The following is a 20674-nucleotide window of genomic DNA, read 5'->3' on the forward strand; positions in this document are numbered from 1 at the left end:
TGCAGTGCGTCGCCGCAGGCCAGCTCATCGCCAGTATGGCCTCATCATTGCGATGCCCAGGCTGCGCGTGGGAACTGCCAGCATCAGTGGCAGCCATGTGCTGGCCATGATGATATTCCTGGCGATGGTGGCTTTGTTGATCTGGTTCTGGGTTGATTTGCGCTTTTACGTCTTTGAGGCAGAGATAGAGGGGAATACATTAGTCAGCACTGATGAAATCTACCAGGCCAGCCTATTGGAGGGCATGAGCATCTTCTATGTGTGCCCTGCTGATGTGGTCAAAAACATCCGCAAGGCGATTCCTGGAGTGGTCGGAGTACATGTCAAGTGCCAATTGCCCAACCGCGTGCATATCTCCATCCGTGAGCAGGATGTGCACTTTATTTGGCACACGGCAGGCGCTGCTTTTCTGGTGGATGACGAGGGGTTGGTGCTGAAAATGTATGATGGCAGGGATGGAAGCCTGATCACAATCCGTGATTTGGATAACCGGCCACTTAAGCCGGGAGATCACGTGGAGCGCGTACCTTTGAGTACAGCGAGCCGTCTGCGTGAACTGCTTCCTGGTGTCAAAACCTTTGAATATGCTCAAGCGATAGGAATTATTTTGACGGATGCACGTGGCTGGCGTGTGTACTTTGGCGATGACCAGCGCTTATCGGAGAAAGTAGCGACAATGTATGCTATGCTGGATAAGTTAGCGAAAGAGGGGCGTGCGGTCAGGTTAATTGACCTGCGCTTTGTGTCTAGTCCTTACTATGAGTGACCAGCGATGAGCCATTGGATTATATGCTTGCTCGAATCACTTATCGCGGGTCGCTCTGCACGCCTATGGGAGGTATGCATTGGAAAGAACCATTGTTGGAATTGATGTAGGCACGACCAAGGTCTGCACGTTGGTTGGCGAACTGGATGAGCAGGATCGTCTCTGCATCCTGGGTGTAGGGGTTGCTCCCTCTCACGGGCTGAACAAGGGCGTCGTGGTGAACGTAGAAGAAGCATCCAAGTCTATTGCCGCCTCTATCGAAAAGGCAGAACGCGTTTCTGGCTATACCATCGAGTCTGCCTACCTTGGGCTAGCAGGCAAACATATCTCTTCGGTCAACAGCCGGGGTGTGGTAGCGGTTGGGCGTGGCGAGCGCTACATTACCGAGGACGATGTGGCACGCGCATTGGAAGCTGCCCAGGCCATTGCCGTGCCCCATAATCGGGAAATCGTGCACGTGATCCCACGCAGTTTCACCCTAGATGGGCAGGAAGGAGTACGGGATCCAGTAGGCATGGCTGGCTTTCGTCTGGAAGTTGAAGCGCACATTGTCACAGGTGCAGTGACTGCCATACGCAACCTAGTGCAATGCGTAGAGAGCAATGGCATTCAGGTCAATGAACTGGTTCTACAACCCTTGGCCTCCAGTGAGGCAGTGCTCACACCTGAAGAACGCGAAACCGGCGTTGTGTTGGTGGATGCTGGTGGAGGAACGACGGATGTCGCCATCTTTGTGGATGGTGGCATCTGGCATAGCGTCGTCTTGCCTGTGGGAGGGAATAATTTCACGAACGACATTGCCATCGGGCTGCGCACGTCCTTCAACACGGCCGAAGCGTTGAAAATCCAGCATGGGCATGTCCTGCCAGAGGCAATCGACCCGGAAGAGGTCATCCAGGTGGAGGTTTTTGGAGAGGGTGAAGCGCAAGTCGTCCCGCGCCAGGAGTTGGTCAAGATACTGGAGGCACGTGCGGAGGAATTGTTCGCCATGATCCAGCAAGAAATCAAACGCTCTGGTTATGAGGGTCTTCTGCCGGCCGGCGTGGTGCTTACAGGGGGAACGGCAGAACTACCGGGATTCAAGGAACTGGGACGTGAAATGTTGGAACTGCCGGTGAGAATTGGCCGCGTACGCGACATCGGTGGCCTAGCGGATACGGTCAGTAGTCCGGCTTATGCGACAGCGGTGGGATTGCTGCTGTGGGGATTACATCACGAGCCGTCCGAAAGGAGGTTGAGAAAGCGTGAAAGTCGTTGGTCGGATTTATACAAGCGATTTGTAGATATTTTGAGGGCATTCTTACCCCATTGAAAAGGAGAGAAACAAATGGTAGGTAAAAGGGAAGAGTTGGAGAATTTTGCTCAAATTAGGGTCGCTGGCGTTGGCGGTGGTGGATGCAATGCAGTCAACCGCATGTTGGAAGCAGGCGTGCAGGGTGTGGATTTCATTGCCGTGAATACAGATGCCCAGGCGTTGATGCTCTCGCGGGCGCCAATGCGTGTGCGCATCGGCGAGAAATTGACGCGCGGCCTCGGCTCTGGTGGCAATCCCACCATCGGTGCCAAAGCGGCTGAAGAGTCCCGCGATGAACTCTACGAAGTCCTGAAGGGCTCCGACATGGTGTTTATCACCGCCGGCATGGGTGGTGGAACGGGCACAGGAGCCAGTCCGGTGATTGCGGAAATCGCCAGGGAGCTGGGTGCGCTGACCATTGGCGTAGTTACCCGGCCGTTTACGTTCGAGGGCGTCCAACGCGCCAAAGCGGCTGATGAAGGCATTGCCAAACTCAAGGAAAAAGTGCACACTCTAATCGTCGTGCCCAACGATCGACTGCTGCAGATTGTGGACAAGAAAGCCTCGATAGAAACCGCTTTTCGCGTGGCCGATGACGTCTTGCGGCAAGGGGTACAGGGCATCTCCGAAATCATCACCGTGCCTGGCCTGATCAATGTGGATTTCGCCGATGTGCGTTCGGTGATGGCAGAGGGCGGATCCGCACTGATGGGTATTGGCCGGGCTAGCGGGGATAACCGCGCAGTGGAGGCGGCAAAGCAAGCCATTTCCAGTCCATTGCTGGACGTGACTATTGATGGCGCAAAGGGCGTATTGTTCAATGTCTGTGGCGGCCCCAGTCTCACGCTCTTTGAAGTGGACGAGGCTGCTGCCGTAATCCGGGAGCGCGCTGACCGCGAGGCCAATATCCGCTTTGGCGCAGTGATTGATCCGAGCATGGATGACGAGATTCAACTGACCGTTATTGCCACTGGGTTCAATGCCGAAGCGCGTGTCCAAGCCAAGCCATATGCAGTCCACTCCAGAAAGACCATTGACTTCCCAGTGCGTTCTTTCGAGAGCGAAGACTTGGACATTCCAGCCTTCTTGAGGCGGCGATAGATCAGAGGTTAGGCAGCGAGTAGGGGATCGTTTCTGGGTCGCTACCCTTACTCGCTGCTTAACTGGTAGGTAGGCTTACTGTTTTGTACCACGTGTTGCGTGCGGCGTATTTCACGCTGCATGGGGAGCAGCTCGCAAGTTCTGCAAGGAGCAGGAAGAGCTGTGCAGCGAGCTACTCGTTACTCATTGACAGAACAAATCTTAAAAAATCCCCATTTTTAAGTCTTTTCCACTTGCCATTCTGCTGATTCTATGCTAAACTACATGCTTGCTACTAGATATAGCCCTACATCGCAGTTTCTCTACTACATCTAGTAGTCACTCCGTTTTTCTCTTTCATTTCCTGTACGGTGTGATAAGGCTATAGTGCTCGTCCAGTGCCAGCAGGCGTATCCATATGCGCGCTAGGTGATCGCACCGCAGACCGATCATGCTTGGAAGGAGAAATACAATGCGCTGTCCCTATTGTCAGGAAGGTGATTCTCGCGTCATTGACACCCGCGAGGTGGGGAATACGATCCGCAGACGCCGTGAGTGCACGCGGTGCAGACAACGGTTCACTACCTATGAGCGTCTCTCTCCGGTTAGCCTTTTTGTCGTCAAGCGCGATGGACGCCGTGAGCCATTCGATCGTGAGAAACTGTACCATGGCATCTACAAAGCCTGTGCTAAGCGTCCTATCTCCGAGGAGCAGATTGAGAAACTCGTGAGCCATATCGAGAGCGAACTCTTTGCCTTGGGCAAAGCTGAGGTGGAGAGCAAGGTCATTGGCGAGATGGTCATGGAGCGTTTGCGCGATCTCGATGACGTTGCCTACGTGCGCTTTGCCTCCGTCTACCGACGCTTCAAGGATGTTGATGGGCTGGTGGAAGAGATCAAGGAGTTCAAGAAATGGAAGCAGCGCGGTGAGCCTGATGCAGCGAAAGAGAGCAAACGCACCAGGCGAACGCCACAACAATGACAGATATTCCCAGAGGTGGAGAAGAATTGGGGATACGGAGAAGCGATGATGGATATAGCTGACTCAGCAGTACAAGAGGACCAACAAGCCACTACTGGCATTGCCTTTGTGCAAAAAAGAGATGGGCGTATTGTCGTCTTCGACCAGAAACGCATCGATGCTGCGATACTGCGCGCATTCAAAGCTGTTGGCTTGGGTGAGCCCAAGGAGCGTGTTCAAGCACTCTCGCAGCAGGTTGTCGAGCTCCTAGTGCAGCGCTTTGGCTCCGATGCTTGCCCTCATGTAGAGCAGATACAGGACATCGTGGAAGAAGTGTTGATCCTGGCCGGTGAGGTCAAGGTCGCCAAGGCCTATATCCTGTACCGCCAGCAACGCTCCCAGGTACGCGACACTTCCCGGCTTTTGCTGGATGGCATGAAACTGGTGGACGATTACATTGATCGGGTCGATTGGCGGGTCAACGAGAACGCCAATATGAATTATTCGCTGCAGGGATTGAACTTTTACATAGCATCGAGCATCGCGGCTAAGTACTGGTTGGACAAGATCTATCCTTTGGAGGTGCGCCAGTACCATCTGGAGGGAGACTTTCACATCCACGACCTGGGCATGTTGGCAACCTATTGCTGTGGTTGGGACATGCAGGATCTATTGCTCAGAGGGTTTGGTGGAGTACCAGCAAAACTGGAAAGCAAACCGCCCAAGCATCTGCGTACTGCTCTGGGGCAATTGATCAACTTTTTCTACACTGTACAAGGTGAATCTGCAGGGGCGCAGGCCATCTCCAATTTCGATACACTCCTGGCGCCCTTTGTGCGCTATGATGACCTCTCGTACCCTGCTGTGAAGCAGGCCATGCAAGAATTTGTCTTCAATATCAATGTGCCTACACGGGTAGGTTTTCAGACTCCCTTCACCAACGTTACCCTGGACCTCACTCCGCCCAGTACCTTGGCAGACGCGCCTGTTATTGTGGGGGGTAGGCTTGGCTCCGAAAACTATGGCGATTTCCAGCACGAGATGGGCCTCATCAACCGTGCCTTTGCCGAGGTACTGTTGGAAGGTGATGCCCGAGGACGCGTATTCACTTTTCCCATCCCGACCTACAATATCGCGAAGGATTTCGACTGGGATAATCCAGTGCTCGAACCACTATGGCGCGTGACGGCCAAGTATGGCATTCCTTACTTCGCCAACTTTATCAACAGCGACCTGAAGCCGGAAGATGCGCGCTCCATGTGTTGTCGCCTGCGACTTGACAACCGGGAGTTACGCAAGCGGGGCGGGGGACTTTTCGGTGCCAATCCGCTCACTGGCAGCATCGGTGTGGTGACCATCAACTTGCCGCGCATTGGCTACCGTGCCACAAGCGAGGATGATCTGTTCTATCGTCTCGCCCATGTCATGGAGGTCGCCCGCACTTCGCTGGAAATCAAGCGGAAAGTGCTGGTGCGGCACACCGAACAGGGTCTCTATCCGTACAGCAGGTACTATTTGCAACCGGTGTACGAGCACTTTGGTTCCTATTGGGCCAATCATTTCTCCACTATTGGCATCGTGGGCATGAACGAGTGTTGCCTCAATTTTTTGGGCGTGGGGATAGGGCATCCGGAAGGGCGGGATCTGGCCATCCGCGTGCTGCGGTTCATGCGCCAAAAGCTCCAGGACTTTCAGAGTGAAACGGGGCATCTGTACAATTTGGAAGCCACGCCGGCAGAGAGCGCCAGTTACCGTCTGGCCAAAGCAGACCGCAAGCAATATCCGGATATCATTACTGCTGGGACAACCGAGACACCCTACTATACCAATTCCACACATCTGCCGGTTGGGTTTACCGATGACTTGTTCGAAGCGCTGGAGCATCAGGATGAACTGCAGACTTTGTATACCGGCGGAACGGTTTTCCATGCTTTTCTTGGTGAGCAGATAGATGACTGGCGCCAGGCGCGGCTGCTTGTGCGGCGCATAGCGGAGCGTTACCATATGCCTTACTTTACGCTGACGCCCACATTCAGCATTTGTCCCGTGCATGGGTATCTGCCCGGTGCCCATCGCTATTGTCCGTATGAACACACCGCTGCCGAGTTGGAGCGCTGGGGCGTGGTGTGCGCTTGATGTCTACTTCGCTCTAGCAATGACATTGATGGAGGCTAATAGAAGATATGGCAAACGATAGAGAGGAGAAGACACCCGAGCCAAAGAAGCGGGTGCCATGTGAAGTCTATTCGCGCATCGTGGGCTATTTGCGTCCCGTACAGAACTGGAATAAAGGCAAGCAGCAGGAATTCGCTGAGCGCAAAACGTATGTATTGCCAGAGATAACTGCGCTGGAAAATCATTGAGGGCTGCTAAAGGAACTTCGTTTCCCGTGTTGTTTGGGTGATGAGTGCTTTTTAGCCACTGTGAAACACTCATCGCTCTCCACTCGTTACTCACGATCATGCCGTAAGTTGTGTGGACATAAAAGCAGTTTTACCCACTTCCCTAATCGAATACCCTGAGCACATCTCCACCGTCCTGTATGTCGGTGCCTGCAACTTCCGTTGTCCTTATTGCTACAACGTAGATTTGGTGTTGCGTCCCGCCCAGTTGCCCGACCTCGAGCCAGCCCAGGTGCTGCAAGAACTGGAGGCACGGCGCGGATTTGTTGACGGCGTCGTCATCACTGGCGGTGAACCCACTCTGCAGCCAGATTTGCCTGCCTTCCTGTCCCAAGTCCGCCGATTGGGACTGGCTATCAAGCTGGATACCAACGGTTACCGGCCGGATGTGTTGAGCGAATGCCTACAACGGAGTTTGGTGGACTATGTGGCGATGGATATCAAAAGTAGCCTAGCAAAATATGAGCAGGCTGCGGGTGTGGTGGTGGATGCAATGCGTCTGTTGCAATCCATCCAACTCCTCCTCCGTTCGGACATCGAGCACGAATTCCGCACGACAGTAGTCCCTGGTCTGGTGGATTTGTCAGATGTGCAAGCCATTGTGCAACTTATCGCAGGCGCCAAGAGGTATTACTTGCAGTATTTCCGCCCCGGGCCGACGGTTGGTTGGGGCGAGAACGCCCCTGTCGGTCCTCCTTCTCAGGACTTGATGCAGCGCATGGCCGAAATAGCGGCGCGTGCAGTGCCAGAAGTGGGCATCCGTGGGCAGCCGATGGGTGAGCACGGCGACGCTCTCCTCATGTAGGCCAAATTGCCTGGCTGTGCTACAGTCCTACGGACGCACTGGGCTGTGCATACTAAACAGATCAACATCCTAGCAGATGTAGATAAAAGCACTCCATCAGGGAGAATATATCCTTGGAACTCGGCAGCGCTGCCAGAACTCGCACCAGGCCAAGCATATTTGCTTCGTCTACGAATCTGAGGAAGAATACCGTGCCATGATCGCGTTTTTCCTACGCCAGGGATTGGCACGTAGTGAGAGAGTGCTGTCAGTTAAGCAGGAATGCGCACGGGGCGGCGCTACTATTCGTTATATTTCACGTCTTCCTTAGTGAGCGTGTTTTGAGCCGTTTCGTAAAGGGATTTGAGGAAGAAAGCGTCTTTGGCTACAATTGTGGCAATATCTTGCCCGTGTGCGGTCAATCAGCCAGGATCACACAGGAGAGGAGGTTCGTGATGCAGAATAGCAAGCGGATACTGGTTGTAGATGACCACGTCGAAGTGGCGAATCTGTGCAAACGCGCCTTGTTATCCGAAGGCTATCAAGTTTCCGTGGCCTATAACGGCGTGGAAGCCCTGCAATGCGCGGAACGGGAAAGACCTGATTTGGTGATTCTAGATATCTTAATGCCAGGGATAGATGGTATTGAGTTGTGCAAATCGCTGCGTGCTACCCCAGGCCTCTCGGATCTGCCTATTCTCTTTTTAACCGGCAAACAGGACATCACAGATAAGGCAGTAGCCTTTTATGCTGGCGCTGACGATTATCTCACCAAGCCGTTCGATGTCCGCGAACTGCTCATGCGCGTGCGCGCGCTGTTGCGGCGGGCATCGCCAACCTGGCCTAAGTCTCAGCCTCGCGAGTTAGTGGTAGGCAATTTGCGCCTGGATTGTCATTCGTTTCGCCTCAGTACTCCGGAGAAGACCGTGTTGCTCACGCCCGTGGAGTTCGAATTGCTGTACTATATGATGAGCCGTCCTGGACAGGTATTCTCGTCGGAGAGGCTCTTGCGCGAGGTGTGGGGTTATCCCCCAGGCATTGGCTCTAGCGATCTTGTGCGCGCACATATTAAGAATATCCGGGATAAAATCGAGCCGAATAGCGCTCAACCCCGCTACATCCGCACTGTGGGACGACACGGCTATATTCTGAACTAGCACCTTGTCGCATGGAGAAGCCCGCAAGGAGACCCGTTCGGCCTCCTCACATGGCAGCGGAAGAAACCAAAAACCCCAAGGCCTCAAGAAGCCTTGGGGTTTTGACTATTGTGTCAAAGAATCCATTGCTTCCAACAATTCTTCTAGGAGCACGAGGTAACTCTGACTCCCCCGTATGAGCACAAACTGCGGTGCAGGCGGCAATTGGTTCCATTGTGCAATCATGACATCCTGTTCCACCTTAGCCCGCATCTGTCCTTCGTCTAGACAAGCGGAGAAAGCATCCGCATTCAGCCCCAATTCAGTCGCATACCCTTTCAACAACGGTAGGAAATCCTCGGCGTGGTTCCATTCCTGCTGCCGCTGGAAAAGCAGATCGTGCATGGCCCAGAAAGCTCCCTGCTCCCCAGCGCATTCCGCTACCTCGGCTGCTCTGTACGCTTGATCCGTCTCCGGAAAATGCTTGACCACCACCCGTACCTTGCCTGCGTCCACGTATTTCTTCAGTTTGGGCCAGGTTTCCAAAAAATAGCGGTAATTCGTCTCGCTTGCAAAATCAACGAACTCGAGCAACAACAGGGGCGCCTCGGGTGCACCCAGGGTAATATCGCCGCTGTAGGTATAGCCTGGGTGCTCTGGATTGGCAGCAAAGGGCACAGGAGTTGGCACTGGATGCTCGTTGCGCAGCGCTGCTTCGATCACCTGTTGGAATGTCGCAAAGGATTTGGCACCAGACAGAAACCAGTCGTTGATGAAAAAGGCAGGGATTCCTGTGACTCCCATGGCTAGACCCTGCTCCGTTTCCGTCTGGACTTGAGCTGCCGTCTCCCCCGACTCCAGACACGCTGCAAAAGCCTCTGCATCGAGACCTAGCTCGGTAGCATACTCCACAAAGCGGGTGGTCGCATCTGGCAATTCGTTCCATTCCTGCATCCGTGAAAAGAGCAGATCGTGCATAGCCCAAAAAGCAGCAACGCTTTGCCGGGCAGCGCATAGTGCTGCTTCAGAAGCCTTTTGTGCTTTGGGATGGACCAAGTAATTGCGGAAGACTTGCTTGACCTTGCCAGTGGCAATGTATGCTTCATACAGAAGCGGACCCGTCTGGATGGCATGACGGGCACAATATGGTCAAAGGAATTCTCCGTACTCGAGCAACGTCACCGGTGCATTGGGATTGCCCCGGTAAGGTGCACCGTCTGCCGTGAATCCCATGGGAACCTCGCCGCTCGGCGTAGGCGAAGGCGTGACAAGAGTTGCTGTTGGCCTAGGAGTTGCTGTGGGGGAGGTGGCTGTGGAACCAGGTGCGGCAGGTGCGCTACAGCCAGCTATAAGCAATGCCGCTAGGAGCAACCCCAAGCACTTCAGGAATTTGTATTCCATAGTACCTCCCAGTAGTTGAGAAACCGCATTGCTAGTTTCTAGCCTCGAAATGTATACCTATTCGCCTACCCTGTCAAATAAGTACATCTCTAGCACAGCAGGTGCTTGGCAGCGCCTACCGTGTCCATTTGCAGACCGATGGCCCGCCCGCTGCATTGCTGGAAGCCCTACGACGCCTCTCTGATGTGGTCGAAGTTAGGCAAGACAATCATAGCCGCTACCAGGTGGCTGCTAGGAACGATGTGCGTGCCGAAGCGGCCAATGCTGTCGTGACCGCTGGCGGACGGCTGTTATCCTTGGACGTAGAAGCGCCAAGCCTGGATGACATCTATGCCCGCTACTTCGAGGAGGTAGAACATGTCGCTGCGGCTGAAGGAGCAAAGAACTGAAGCAATCCGCGAGGGATCGCCCTGGACAGGACTGTGGGCAGTCGTTGCCAAAGAAATGGCTGACCACCTGACCAGTGCGCGCATGCGCATTCTGGAAATACTGATGCTGGTGACTGCGGCAGGCACGGTGTATGCCGCCACGATGAATCTGCGCACCACTGTAGGCGAGGATCCGTTCCTGCTGCTCAGGCTGTTCACGACTGAGTACGAACCACTTCCCGCTTTTGTTGGTTTTCTCGGGTTTCTGGTGCCACTTGTCGCTATTGCCTTAGCGTTCGATGCAGTCAACAGCGAATTCAACCGGCGGACGATGTCGCGCGTTCTGGCTCAACCATCTACCGGGATGCATTGCTGCTGGGCAAGTTCCTGGCTGGGCTCTTCACTCTAGCCTTGATTCTCACTGCGATCTGGCTGTTGATCATCGGCCTGGGCATCGTAGGGTTAGGAGTACCGCCCAGCGGAGAAGAAGTGGCGCGCAGTCTCTGGTTCTTGCTGGCCTCCATTTTCTTCGGCGGCATCTGGCTAGCATTGGCATTGGTGTTCTCCATCGTCTTTCGTCAACCGGCGACGGCAGCGTTGGCTTCCATTGCAGTGTGGCTCTTCTTCATGATTTTCTGGAGCATCATTGCGAGCTTGCTGGCGCAGACTTTGCAGCCGGTGCAGTACGGTTTTGCCAGTGAATTCTTGGCCCAAGCACAGTTGGAGTTGGCACTCAGCCGATTGTCACCCAACACACTCTACACCGAGATCATGCTCGCCCTGATGCATCCCTCGGTGCGTTCCGTCGGTCTGATCCTGCCCATCCAACTCCAAGGTGCTATCTTGGGCTCGACGTTGCCCCTCCATCAGAGCTTGCTGCTTATCTGGCCGCAATTGACGGGATTGATCGCAGCCCCTATTCTGCTCTTTGCCTTAGGCTACGTGCTCTTTCAGAGGCAGGAGATACGAGCCTAAGTAGATTAATTCGTCACCCGCTAGAAAACCTCGGAACGAGCTCCCACGCTACATGCCAGGGGGTGGGAGCTCGCCTAGCTTAGTTCTAGGTTCAGTCCCCGCTTCATCTTTTTATACAATTTCCCCACTTCTTTCATGTTCCATTCACTAACAATGCCGATTGTTTTCGTACACTATGAGTTGCCTGACTCTCTGCGGAAACGAGTTGCCCAATGGACAGGGCAGTTTTCACTCCAGGCATTGGAGCGAGGTGAGAGCAACCGTTGTTGTCTGCTTCTGAATACTCTTTGCAGCGCACAGATGCATTGGCCACCCTTAGCCAGGGAATGATGATTGGATATCGCGAACAGGGAGGAGGATCTGAGTGAAGTCGAACTCTCTTACCATCAGAGATGTAGCACAGTACTGTCGTGTCAGCCAATTCACAGTGCTGAAATGGATACAGCAAGGAAAACTCGAGGCATGTCAGACCGCCGACGGCCAACTTTTTGTGCCCTTCCAGGAATTTCAAGCCTTCCTGCGGATACACGGCATGCCCATTGACGGCTTTTACTTTCGGGTCAAGGGGAATCCCAAGCGCATTCTGGTGATCAGCGCTGAGGATGAAATCACCGAGTCCCTCGTGCGCACCCTCTGCCAGATGAGCGTAGTCCTTCAGGTCTTTTCCGTGCGTAACTGGAGCGAGGCCCGTTGCCAGATCGTTGCTCTGAAACCTGACCTGATCATACTCGATCTAAGGCATCTCGGTCTGGATGGAACGGAGATGCGACATTGGCTGAGGCAAAATCCCGCTCGTGCGCACATTAAGCTGTTGGCTATTGTGGATGCAGATGAGTCAGAGGATCTGCAGCGCCTTTCGGAGAAAGGAGTTGACGAGGTAGTCCAACAGCCGTTGGATGCCGCCACTCTGCAGAAAAAGATACACGCTTTGCTGATGGACACGTAGTATGACGGCATGAGAACCGCTTCTGCAGAATGGCAGCGTGGGCTTCCATGTTCAGATCATGTACCGCTGAGAACACCGAGTGAATCATGATATGCTCCGCGTACTCGGCGCTCTCGGCGGTGATATATCTGGCGACATACGAGTTGCCTCTGTGAACTCTAGCGTGCTTTTGCTTCGCTCCCTCTCCCATATCATTTGGTCTTTTACACTACTTTCTGTATACTTGGTGCAGCGACGAATTATCTCGCCAAACAAGCAGTTGACTATTCATCTCCGCTATCTCGAGATCATCGGGAAGAAAGGGCAATATGAGCGGCAAGAAAGTACTGGTCGTATTCCATTCATCGTCTGGAAACACAAAGAAGGTGGGGCAGGCTATTGCAGAAAGATTGTCCGCCGCGGTCGAGGAAATTCAAGAAGTCAATCCACGACCTGTGGACATCCGGGGTAAGGGCTTGCGTAACTTTTTGAACATGGGGTTTGTTGTTTTTCATGCCCTCACCAATCGTACCGTGCCCATTAAGGCAGCGCAGCACGACCCGGCGGACTATGACTTGGTGGTCATTGGCACACCGGTCTATGCCTCGTCGCTCTCGGCGCCGGTGCGAGCGTATCTTCGTCAATATAGCAGCAGGTGCAAAGAGGTCGCTTTCTTCTCCACAGGGTTGGATCCAAATCCAGCGCCAAGGGTTTTCCAGCAGATGGAGCAGGTTTGTGACAAGACTCCAAAGGCGGTCTATGCTTTTCAAGCTCAGCGCATCCTCGCAGAGGACTTCCCCTCCCAGCTTCAGGAGTTCATTTCCCGACTCTAAAAGTGGCAACAGGTTGGGCTGCATCTTTTGCACGCTATTCGCAAAATTTGACAATTTTGAAAATCCATGTAAAATTAAAATTTGGCATTTATACGGCCAAAATATAATAGAAGCCTCCATGCAAACTGATTGACTTTGTTGATGATCGAGACGCTTGTGTCGTCAGCAATGGGGGCAATTCTATTTTTTCGGTGTGAATGTTGGATGTTTTTAGATGTGAACTAAGGAGATAAGGTCAAATGACAACAACTGCCGCGCCTGTGGTGCAAGGCTGTGGTGACCTCGGTCTCAATAATATAAAGTCCTACGCACGCATTCCAGAAGTGTATCCGCTGCCCAACCTCGTTGAGATTCAATTGAACTCGTACGAGTGGTTTAAGAAAGAGGGGCTAGCTGAGCTTTTCGAGGAAATTTCGCCCATTGTCAGCTATGGCGGAGACCTCGAAATGTACTTCTTGGATTACTGGTTCGAGGAACCAAAGTACAGCGAGGAAGAGTGCCGTGCTCGTGACATGACCTTGGCGGCTCCTTTGTACGTCCGCGTGCGCCTGAAGAACAACGCAGCGGGTGGCGAAATCACGGAGCAGAATGTCTATCTGGGCGACTTCCCGTTGATGACGCCGCAAGGGACCTTTGTCATCAACGGGGCAGAGCGAGTAGTCGTGAGCCAGCTCATTCGCTCGCCGGGAGCCTATTTTACGGTAGAAGAGGATCATGTCACTGGCCGCCGTTTGTGCATGGCCAAGCTAATCCCCAACCGCGGTGCCTGGCTGGAATGCGACACCAGTAGGCGGGATGTGCTCTCGGTCAAAGTGGACCGCAAGCGCAAGCTCCCCATCACGGTATTGCTCAGAGCGACTGGCGCGATTCATGGTGTGGAAGGGGATGAACTCATTCGTGAGGGCACGGATGAGGAACTGCTTCAACTCTTTGCGGCGATGGATACCTCCAGTGAGCACTCCTACCTGGCCAAAACTATCGAACGCGATCCAACCAAGGATACCCGTTCGGCATTAGAAGAGTTTTACCGAAAAATGCGCCCTGGCGATCCGCCGACTTTTGAGAACGCTCGAAATTACCTAGAAGCATTGCTGTTCAATGCTCGACGCTATGACCTGGGCAAAGTGGGACGCTACAAACTGAACCGCCGTTTGCAGCTCGATATACCGATGCAAACGCGCACTCTGACTAAACTAGACCTGGTCAAGATCGTAGAGCGCATGATCCTAGTCAACAATGGTGTGGCAGATCCAGACGACATTGATCACCTGGGGAATCGCAGGATCAAGACAGTTGGTGAGCTGATTCAAAACCAGTTACGCATCGGTCTCCTGCGCATGGAGCGCATGATCCGCGACCGCATGAGCACGCGTGGCCCTGAACAACTGACGCCTGCTGCTCTGATCAACATCCGTCCCGTGATTGCCGTGCTGCGCGAGTTCTTTGGCGGCAGTCAGCTTTCGCAGTTCATGGACCAGACCAATCCTTTGGCCGAGTTGACGCACAAACGTCGTTTGTCAGCCCTTGGTCCTGGTGGGTTGCGCCGTGAACGCGCGGGTTTCGATGTGCGCGATGTACACCACAGTCACTATGGACGCATCTGCCCTATCGAAACGCCCGAAGGTCCGAATATTGGTTTGATTGGGTCGTTGTCCACCTATGCTCGTGTCAATGAATATGGCTTTATCGAGACGCCCTACCGCGTGGTACGGCGCTTTGTGCCTAATCAGCGCGAGGTGATGCTGGGCAAGGTGCTGCGCGAACAGATCGTAGATCCAAATAGCGGCGAAGTCATCGCCCGTGCGGGTACGGAGATTGATGAAGAACTGGCGCTGCAGCTCGAGTCTCTGCCTTTGCAAGAGATCCCCATCGTGCCAGAGGTTACCGACCAAGTGGTGTACCTCACTGCCGATGAAGAAGATCAGCACATCATCGCCCAGGCCGGCACCCGGCTAGATGAACACGGCCACTTTGTGGACAAACGCGTTTCGGTGCGCTACAACCAACGCTTCCTGATCGAGTCGGCGGACAGGGTAGAGTACATGGATGTATCGCCGAAGCAAATCGTGAGCGTCTCCGCTGCATTGATTCCTTTCTTGGAACACGATGATGCTAACCGAGCCCTCATGGGTTCGAACATGCAGAGGCAGGCTGTACCGCTGTTGCAACCCGAGGTGCCGCTGGTGGCAACCGGCATGGAAAAGCAAGCCGCGCTGGATTCTGGACAGGTAGTCATCGCTCAAGAGGATGGCGAGGTGGTCAGCGTTACCGGACGCGCCATCGTCATACGCACGCCACAAGGTCTGAAGACATACAACCTGCGCCGTTATAACCGCTCCAATCAGAGCACATGCCTGGATCAACGCCCCATTGTATCCAAAGGGGATATTGTCAAGCGCGGTCAACCTATCGCGGACTCTTCCTCAACCGACCAGGGAGAGCTGGCTTTGGGTCAGAACGTCCTGGTGGCTTTCCTATCTTGGGAAGGAGGGAACTATGAGGACGCTGTTCTCATCAGCGAAGACCTTGTGCGCAAGGACAAGTTTACCTCCATCCATATCGAGAAGCATGAAGTAGAAGCCCGCGATACCAAGTTGGGGCCAGAGGAGATTACCCGCGACATCCCCAATGTAGGTGAGGATGCTCTGCGCAATCTGGACGAAGATGGCATCATTCACATCGGAGCGGAAGTTGGCCCCGGTGATATCCTGGTGGGCAAGATAACGCCAAAGGGCGAGACGGAATTGAGCCCTGAGGAAAAATTGCTCCGAGCCATTTTTGGTGAAAAGGCTTGGGAGGTCAAGGATTCTTCCTTGCGTCTGCCCCATGGTGAGCGGGGCAAGGTGGTGGACATCAAAGTCTTTTCCCGGGATGAGCATCGGGATATGTCCGCGGGCGTGGATAAACTGGTGCGTGTCAGCATAGCCCAGCAACGCAAAATCAGCGAAGGGGATAAGATGGCTGGGCGACATGGGAACAAAGGTGTGATTTCCCGCATTGTGCCTGTCGAAGACATGCCCTATCTGGAGGATGGTACTCCCGTGGACATTATCCTGAACCCGCTGGGTGTACCCGCCCGTATGAATGTGGGGCAGATTCTGGAGACGCATCTGGGTTGGACGGCGCATCGCCTTGGCTTTCGCACGATCTCCCCGGTCTTTGACGGTGCTGATGAGGAAGAAATTTCGGCTGAGCTGGCGCGTGCCTGGATGATGGACAGGGCCTGGCGTGAACTGAACCAAAGGGTGTGGCCTTGGTTTAACGAGATGGGCATAGATGGCGAAAGCCTAGAGGACGATTGGGAGGCGCAACAGATTTATTTGCGCGAGCATCTGCCAGGAGAAATCCATGATCTTGAGGAGTTGCTCCGTGACTATACGCGCGCGCGGTGGGCCTGGCTGCGGCAATGGCTGGCAGAGCAAGGCTATGATTTGGACGAACTCTGCGTGGAAAACGGCAAGTCGGTCAGCCCGGAGGAAAACTCCGCTATCAACAAGAAGGCAATAGCTGCCTGCTTGCGCTTGTGGCTGAAGGACCTAGGATACGATGCTTCCCACATCGCGGATCAAGACTTGGAGGCAGAAGCCAGGCGCATTGGCACGCAACACAAGTTGCCTTTGCCTATTTCGGGCAAGATGATCCTGTACGATGGGAAAACAGGTGAGCCGTTTGATCGTCCGGTGACGGTGGGCATCATTTACATGATGAAACTAGCGCACTTGGTGGAGGATAAGGTTCATGCCCGTTCCACAGGACCTTACTCACTGGTGACGCAGCAACCTTTGGGTGGTAAGGCACAGCAGGGAGGACAGCGCTTTGGCGAGATGGAAGTGTGGGCTTTGGAAGCATATGGCGCTGCGCATACTCTGCAAGAGATGCTGACGGTCAAGTCGGATGACGTGACCAGCCGCGTCAAAGCCTACGAGGCCATTGTGAAAGGGGAGCGCATCCAGGAACCGAGTGTGCCCGAGTCCTTCCGCGTGCTGGTTAAGGAGTTGCAGGGTCTGGCCCTGTCCGTGCAGGTCTTGAACGAGAATGGTGAGTTGGTCCAGTTTGGCCGTGAGGAGAGCGAGGAAATATTGCCCAAACTGGGATTGGGGCTGGGCCTACCTGGCTTTGCCCGGCGCCCGCGTGTGGGGTAAGTATTCACACACCCCATTGAATTGACAAATTCGATGATTTTGTTTATACTAAAATTTTGTAGGTTAAATACCTCAGGAAAAGTCTTAACACAGACATTGTACTGGAAGAGACAAGATACCGAGGCGCTGTTCCCGCAAGGACGGCCTCGGTATATTGTGCCTAGAAGTGGCACAGGGTTCAATAGGACGGGAGGATAAGTTGCCGACCATCAATCAGTTAGTACGTAAAGGGCGCAAGCCCATCCAAAAGAAAACAAAGGCTCCGGCGCTGCGTTTCACACGGAACGCGCTGAAGGGCAGGGTCATCCGTGGCAAAGGCTCGCCTCAGAAGCGCGGGGTATGCACGCAGGTCAAGACCATGACGCCGAAGAAGCCCAACTCGGCGCTGCGCAAAATCGCCAGGGTTCGTCTGACGAATGGCATTGAAGTCACGGCATACATTCCCGGCGAGGGTCATAACCTGCAGGAACACTCGGTGGTGCTCGTGCGCGGAGGCCGGGTCAAGGACTTGCCCGGTGTGCGCTATCACATCGTACGCGGCGCTCTGGATTCGGCAGGGGTCGAGAACCGGCAGAAGGCCCGCTCGAAGTACGGCGCCAAGCGCCCCAAGACTGCCTAGCCGGACGACTGCCGTCGCTGTGCACTGTTCTGAGCAAGGGACGCCGTCCGGTTCGTGGGGCGGGTTGTTTTGCTGTGCGCACAGTGACGGGCTTGAGGAATTATTGGACTCTTTTCGGTAATTGCTGTAGAGGAGTAGGATATGCCAAGACATGGCCGAGTGGTCAGGCGTGAGATAGACCCTGATCCCAAATATGGAAAAGTGATGGTAGCCCAATTCATCAACAAGTTGATGCAACGTGGCAAGAAAAGTCTTGCACAGCGCATTTTCTATGACTGCTGTGAAATCATTGAACAACGTACGCACAAAAACCCATTGGAAACGTTCGAGCAAGCGGTCAAGAATGCAATGCCTGTGTTGGAAGTAAAACCTCGTCGCGTGGGTGGAGCTACCTATCAGGTGCCCGTAGAGGTACCGGAATACCGTAGTGTAGCGCTGGCCATGCGCTGGTTGATCCAGTCGGCTCGTGCACGCCCTGGCAAGTCCATGGCCGAGAAACTGGCTGATGAACTGATGGATGCTGCGAAGGGTATTGGCAACACGATTAAAAAGCGCGAGGATACGCACAAAATGGCAGAGGCCAACCGCGCCTTTGCCCACTATCGCTGGTAAGAATTGGGGTGGAGCGCAGACGCAGTAGATGATATCTCGTGTACCGCGTATTCTAGTCGGAGAAACCTATGTCCGGCGCAGTCCCATTAGAACGGACAAGAAACATAGGCATTATTGCCCATATAGATGCAGGCAAGACGACGACAACGGAACGCATCCTGTTCTATACAGGCCGTACTTACCGTTTGGGGAATGTGGACAACGGTACTACGGTGACCGATTGGATGGAGCAGGAACGCGAACGTGGTATCACGATTACGGCTGCGGCCATCACCTGCTACTGGCGCGATTGTCAGATTAACATTATTGATACTCCAGGCCACATAGATTTCACGGCCGAAGTACAACGCAGTCTACGCGTGTTGGATGGCGGGGTAGTTGTTTTGGATGCGGTGGCTGGGGTCGAGCCACAGTCCGAAACAGTGTGGCATCAGGCCAATCGCTTTGGAGTCCCGCGCATCTGCTTCGTTAACAAGATGGATCGCATCGGCGCCAATTTCTGGCGCACGGTTGACATGATCCGCGAGCAACTACGCGCTCGGCCGGTCGTGTTGCAATTGCCAATTGGCCGCGAAGCTTCGTTCGCGGGCGTTGTGGATTTGATTGAAAACAAAGCTATTACGTGGGCCGATGAGCTAGGGACGGTGCTGCAGATACAAGAAGTCCCTCCTGAGTTGCACGATGAGGCTCAGCATTGGCGCGAAGTTCTGATCGAACGTATTGTCGAAACAGATGAGACCTTGACAACAAAATATCTCGAGGGCGAAGCAATCACCGCTCAGGAGCTGCGGATAGCGCTACGGCGGGCAACCATACACAGTGAATTGATCCCGGTTTTGTGCGGGGCAGCGCTACGGAACAAGGGGGTTCAGCCTTTGTTAGATGCAATCGTTGATTATCTTCCCTCCCCAGTAGATATCCCGCCGATAACAGGCATCAATCCATATACTCAGCGTGAAGAAACCCGCCCCGCTAGAGAAGATGCTCCCCTGGCTGCTCTCACCTTCAAAATTGTGTCCGACCCTTTTGCAGGGCGCCTTGCCTATGTGCGGGTTTATTCGGGCGTTCTTACGGGTGCTAAGCCGGTTCTGAATGCCACCAAAGCGCGCAAAGAACGAGTAGGCCGGCTGCTGCGCATGCATGCTAATCAACGCGAGGACATTGATGTCATCCGCGCGGGAGACATTGGTGCGGTCGTGGGCTTTCGCTTCACGTTCACCGGGGATACGATCTGCGATCTGCAGCATCCCATTGTGCTCGAATCTATCAAGTTTCCCGAGCCGGTCATTTCTGTGGTGGTCGAACCCCGCACAAAGGCTGACCAGGACAAGCTCAGCGATGCCTTGCAGCGCCTGGCCGAGGAGGATCCAACATTCAAAGTCCGAATGGATGAAGAGACAGGCCAAACGCTTATCTCCGGCATGGGCGAACTGCACCTGGAAGTGCTCGTTGAGCGCATGTTGCGCGAGTTCCGGGTCCAAGCCAATGTGGGCAAACCCCAGGTCTCTTATCGCGAGACTATTACACGGCCGGTACGGGTCGAAGGGCGTTTTGTGCGCCAGGCAATGGGGCGCGGGCAGTATGGTCATGTATGGCTGGAACTGGAGCCGCTTCCACGTGGCTCAGGCTTTGCCTTCGAGAATCGTCTGGCTCCGGGTAAAATACCCGAGGAGTATGTGCGTGCTGTCGAACAAGGCGTGCGTGAATCCATGGAAAGCGGTGTGCTCGCTGGGTATCCGCTGGTGGATTTGAAAGTCTCCTTGGTGGATGGCTCTTACGACGTGGAAAACTCGTCGGAACCGGCTTTTAAGGCAGCCGCTTCCATTGCTATGCGCAAAGGGATCACGCAAGCGGCACCGACTCTGATGGAGCCGATTATGCGTGTGGAAGTGGTGGCTCCAGAGGAATTTGTGGGAGAAATCATCGGTGATCTGAATGCACGCCGGGCGCACATTGAGAGCATGGATTTGCGTGAAGACGGCTTCCAAGCGGTGCGTGCTACGGTGCCATTGGAGGAGATGTTTGGATACGCCACTGACCTGCGCTCCATGACGCAAGGGCGGGGCACATTTACCATGGAGTTTGACCATTATGCGGAGTTGCCGGAGGCCCGGCTTCAGGAGCTGATAGGAGGCTATAAAATCGGGCCGGACGTTTTGCCTTAGGAAAATAAAATTTGCCTAAATTCGGTTTTTGTGTATAATAATCAAGTTTGCATTCAACGTTTCATTGTGGAAAGGAGAGTGTTCATATGGCCAAGAGAAAATTTGAGCGGACCAAGCCGCACGTGAACGTAGGCACGATTGGGCACGTGGACCACGGCAAGACGACGCTGACTGCGGCGATCACCAAAGTGCTAGCGATGAAGGGTCTGGC

The 20674-nt window shown here is 54.1% G+C and carries 19 protein-coding genes and 1 pseudogene; 18 read left to right on the plus strand and 2 right to left on the minus strand.

Annotated features, from left to right (window positions below):
• Window positions 1-4: 4 nt before the first annotated feature.
• From H5T67_11225 to H5T67_11265, 9 genes are all read left to right on the plus strand, one after another.
• Entirely contained in the window at window positions 5-766 is a 762-nt protein-coding gene (locus H5T67_11225; GenBank protein ID MBC7245881.1) for an FtsQ-type POTRA domain-containing protein, read from the plus strand.
• Window positions 767-845: 79 nt separating this feature from the next.
• On the plus strand, window positions 846-2078 hold the full coding sequence (gene ftsA, locus H5T67_11230) for a cell division protein FtsA (protein ID MBC7245882.1): 1233 nt from the start codon (window positions 846-848) through the stop codon (window positions 2076-2078).
• 15 nt (window positions 2079-2093) lie between these two features.
• Window positions 2094-3161, plus strand: a complete 1068-nt coding sequence (gene ftsZ, locus H5T67_11235) for a cell division protein FtsZ (protein MBC7245883.1) — start codon at window positions 2094-2096, stop codon at window positions 3159-3161.
• Window positions 3162-3612: 451 nt separating this feature from the next.
• On the plus strand, window positions 3613-4122 hold the full coding sequence (nrdR, locus tag H5T67_11240; GenBank protein ID MBC7245884.1) for a transcriptional repressor NrdR: 510 nt from the start codon (window positions 3613-3615) through the stop codon (window positions 4120-4122).
• Window positions 4123-4170: 48 nt separating this feature from the next.
• Complete coding sequence (locus tag H5T67_11245; protein ID MBC7245885.1) at window positions 4171-6237, plus strand: ribonucleoside triphosphate reductase; 2067 nt, start codon at window positions 4171-4173, stop codon at window positions 6235-6237.
• Between the two features lie 47 nt (window positions 6238-6284).
• On the plus strand, window positions 6285-6464 hold the full coding sequence (locus H5T67_11250; GenBank protein MBC7245886.1) for a hypothetical protein: 180 nt from the start codon (window positions 6285-6287) through the stop codon (window positions 6462-6464).
• Window positions 6465-6576: 112 nt separating this feature from the next.
• Window positions 6577-7308: an anaerobic ribonucleoside-triphosphate reductase activating protein gene (locus H5T67_11255; protein ID MBC7245887.1), complete on the plus strand. Its 732-nt coding sequence runs from the start codon at window positions 6577-6579 to the stop codon at window positions 7306-7308.
• Between the two features lie 82 nt (window positions 7309-7390).
• On the plus strand, window positions 7391-7618 hold the full coding sequence (locus H5T67_11260; GenBank protein MBC7245888.1) for an MEDS domain-containing protein: 228 nt from the start codon (window positions 7391-7393) through the stop codon (window positions 7616-7618).
• Between the two features lie 124 nt (window positions 7619-7742).
• Entirely contained in the window at window positions 7743-8444 is a 702-nt protein-coding gene (locus H5T67_11265) for a response regulator transcription factor (GenBank protein ID MBC7245889.1), read from the plus strand.
• Between the two features lie 105 nt (window positions 8445-8549).
• Here the strand turns inward: H5T67_11265 and H5T67_11270 are convergent, their stop codons facing one another.
• The gene (locus H5T67_11270) at window positions 8550-9479 is read right to left on the minus strand and encodes a thioredoxin domain-containing protein (protein MBC7245890.1); all 930 of its coding nucleotides are present in this window, start codon (window positions 9477-9479) and stop codon (window positions 8550-8552) included.
• Between the two features lie 93 nt (window positions 9480-9572).
• Window positions 9573-9824 (minus strand): hypothetical protein, encoded by a 252-nt coding sequence (locus H5T67_11275; GenBank protein ID MBC7245891.1) that lies wholly within the window; start codon window positions 9822-9824, stop codon window positions 9573-9575.
• A 101-nt stretch (window positions 9825-9925) separates the two neighbouring features.
• Here H5T67_11275 and H5T67_11280 point away from each other — a divergent pair, with 101 nt between their 5' ends.
• The 9 genes and pseudogenes from H5T67_11280 to tuf all read left to right on the plus strand — a co-directional run.
• A complete protein-coding gene (locus H5T67_11280; GenBank protein ID MBC7245892.1) occupies window positions 9926-10213 on the plus strand; it encodes a hypothetical protein in 288 nt (95 codons plus the stop codon).
• A pseudogene (locus H5T67_11285) lies at window positions 10182-11167 on the plus strand (ABC transporter permease). The gene H5T67_11280 and the pseudogene H5T67_11285 overlap by 32 nt, the downstream one beginning before the upstream one ends.
• A 364-nt stretch (window positions 11168-11531) precedes the next feature.
• Window positions 11532-12113: a response regulator gene (locus tag H5T67_11290; GenBank protein ID MBC7245893.1), complete on the plus strand. Its 582-nt coding sequence runs from the start codon at window positions 11532-11534 to the stop codon at window positions 12111-12113.
• Between the two features lie 308 nt (window positions 12114-12421).
• A complete protein-coding gene (locus tag H5T67_11295; GenBank protein MBC7245894.1) occupies window positions 12422-12925 on the plus strand; it encodes an NAD(P)H-dependent oxidoreductase in 504 nt (167 codons plus the stop codon).
• Between the two features lie 239 nt (window positions 12926-13164).
• A complete protein-coding gene (locus H5T67_11300) occupies window positions 13165-17067 on the plus strand; it encodes a DNA-directed RNA polymerase subunit beta (GenBank protein ID MBC7245895.1) in 3903 nt (1300 codons plus the stop codon).
• Window positions 17068-17266: 199 nt separating this feature from the next.
• Window positions 17267-17686, plus strand: coding sequence for a 30S ribosomal protein S12 (gene rpsL / locus H5T67_11305; GenBank protein MBC7245896.1), 420 nt, complete (start codon window positions 17267-17269; stop codon window positions 17684-17686).
• 141 nt (window positions 17687-17827) lie between these two features.
• The gene (gene rpsG / locus H5T67_11310; protein ID MBC7245897.1) at window positions 17828-18298 is read left to right on the plus strand and encodes a 30S ribosomal protein S7; all 471 of its coding nucleotides are present in this window, start codon (window positions 17828-17830) and stop codon (window positions 18296-18298) included.
• Between the two features lie 68 nt (window positions 18299-18366).
• On the plus strand, window positions 18367-20463 hold the full coding sequence (gene fusA, locus H5T67_11315; protein ID MBC7245898.1) for an elongation factor G: 2097 nt from the start codon (window positions 18367-18369) through the stop codon (window positions 20461-20463).
• A gap of 86 nt (window positions 20464-20549) precedes the next feature.
• Window positions 20550-20674 (plus strand): elongation factor Tu (gene tuf, locus H5T67_11320; GenBank protein ID MBC7245899.1); only part of this gene is annotated, 125 nt, incomplete at its 3' end.

The sequence above is a fragment of the Chloroflexota bacterium genome, from assembly GCA_014360905.1.
Taxonomy (GTDB): Bacteria; Chloroflexota; Anaerolineae; order UBA2200; family UBA2200; genus JACIWX01.

Excerpts from the sequence above, each read along its gene's own strand:
- ftsZ (MBC7245883.1), top strand. The coding sequence starts at position 2,094 with ATGGTAGGTAAAAGGGAAGAGTTGGAGAATTTTGCTCAAATTAGGGTC.
- nrdR (MBC7245884.1), top strand. The coding sequence starts at position 3,613 with ATGCGCTGTCCCTATTGTCAGGAAGGTGATTCTCGCGTCATTGACACC.
- H5T67_11245 (MBC7245885.1), top strand. The coding sequence starts at position 4,171 with ATGGATATAGCTGACTCAGCAGTACAAGAGGACCAACAAGCCACTACT.
- H5T67_11250 (MBC7245886.1), top strand. The coding sequence starts at position 6,285 with ATGGCAAACGATAGAGAGGAGAAGACACCCGAGCCAAAGAAGCGGGTG.
- H5T67_11265 (MBC7245889.1), top strand. The coding sequence starts at position 7,743 with ATGCAGAATAGCAAGCGGATACTGGTTGTAGATGACCACGTCGAAGTG.
- H5T67_11275 (MBC7245891.1), bottom strand. The coding sequence starts at position 9,824 with ATGGAATACAAATTCCTGAAGTGCTTGGGGTTGCTCCTAGCGGCATTG.
- H5T67_11295 (MBC7245894.1), top strand. The coding sequence starts at position 12,422 with ATGAGCGGCAAGAAAGTACTGGTCGTATTCCATTCATCGTCTGGAAAC.
- H5T67_11300 (MBC7245895.1), top strand. The coding sequence starts at position 13,165 with ATGACAACAACTGCCGCGCCTGTGGTGCAAGGCTGTGGTGACCTCGGT.
- rpsG (MBC7245897.1), top strand. The coding sequence starts at position 17,828 with ATGCCAAGACATGGCCGAGTGGTCAGGCGTGAGATAGACCCTGATCCC.
- fusA (MBC7245898.1), top strand. The coding sequence starts at position 18,367 with ATGTCCGGCGCAGTCCCATTAGAACGGACAAGAAACATAGGCATTATT.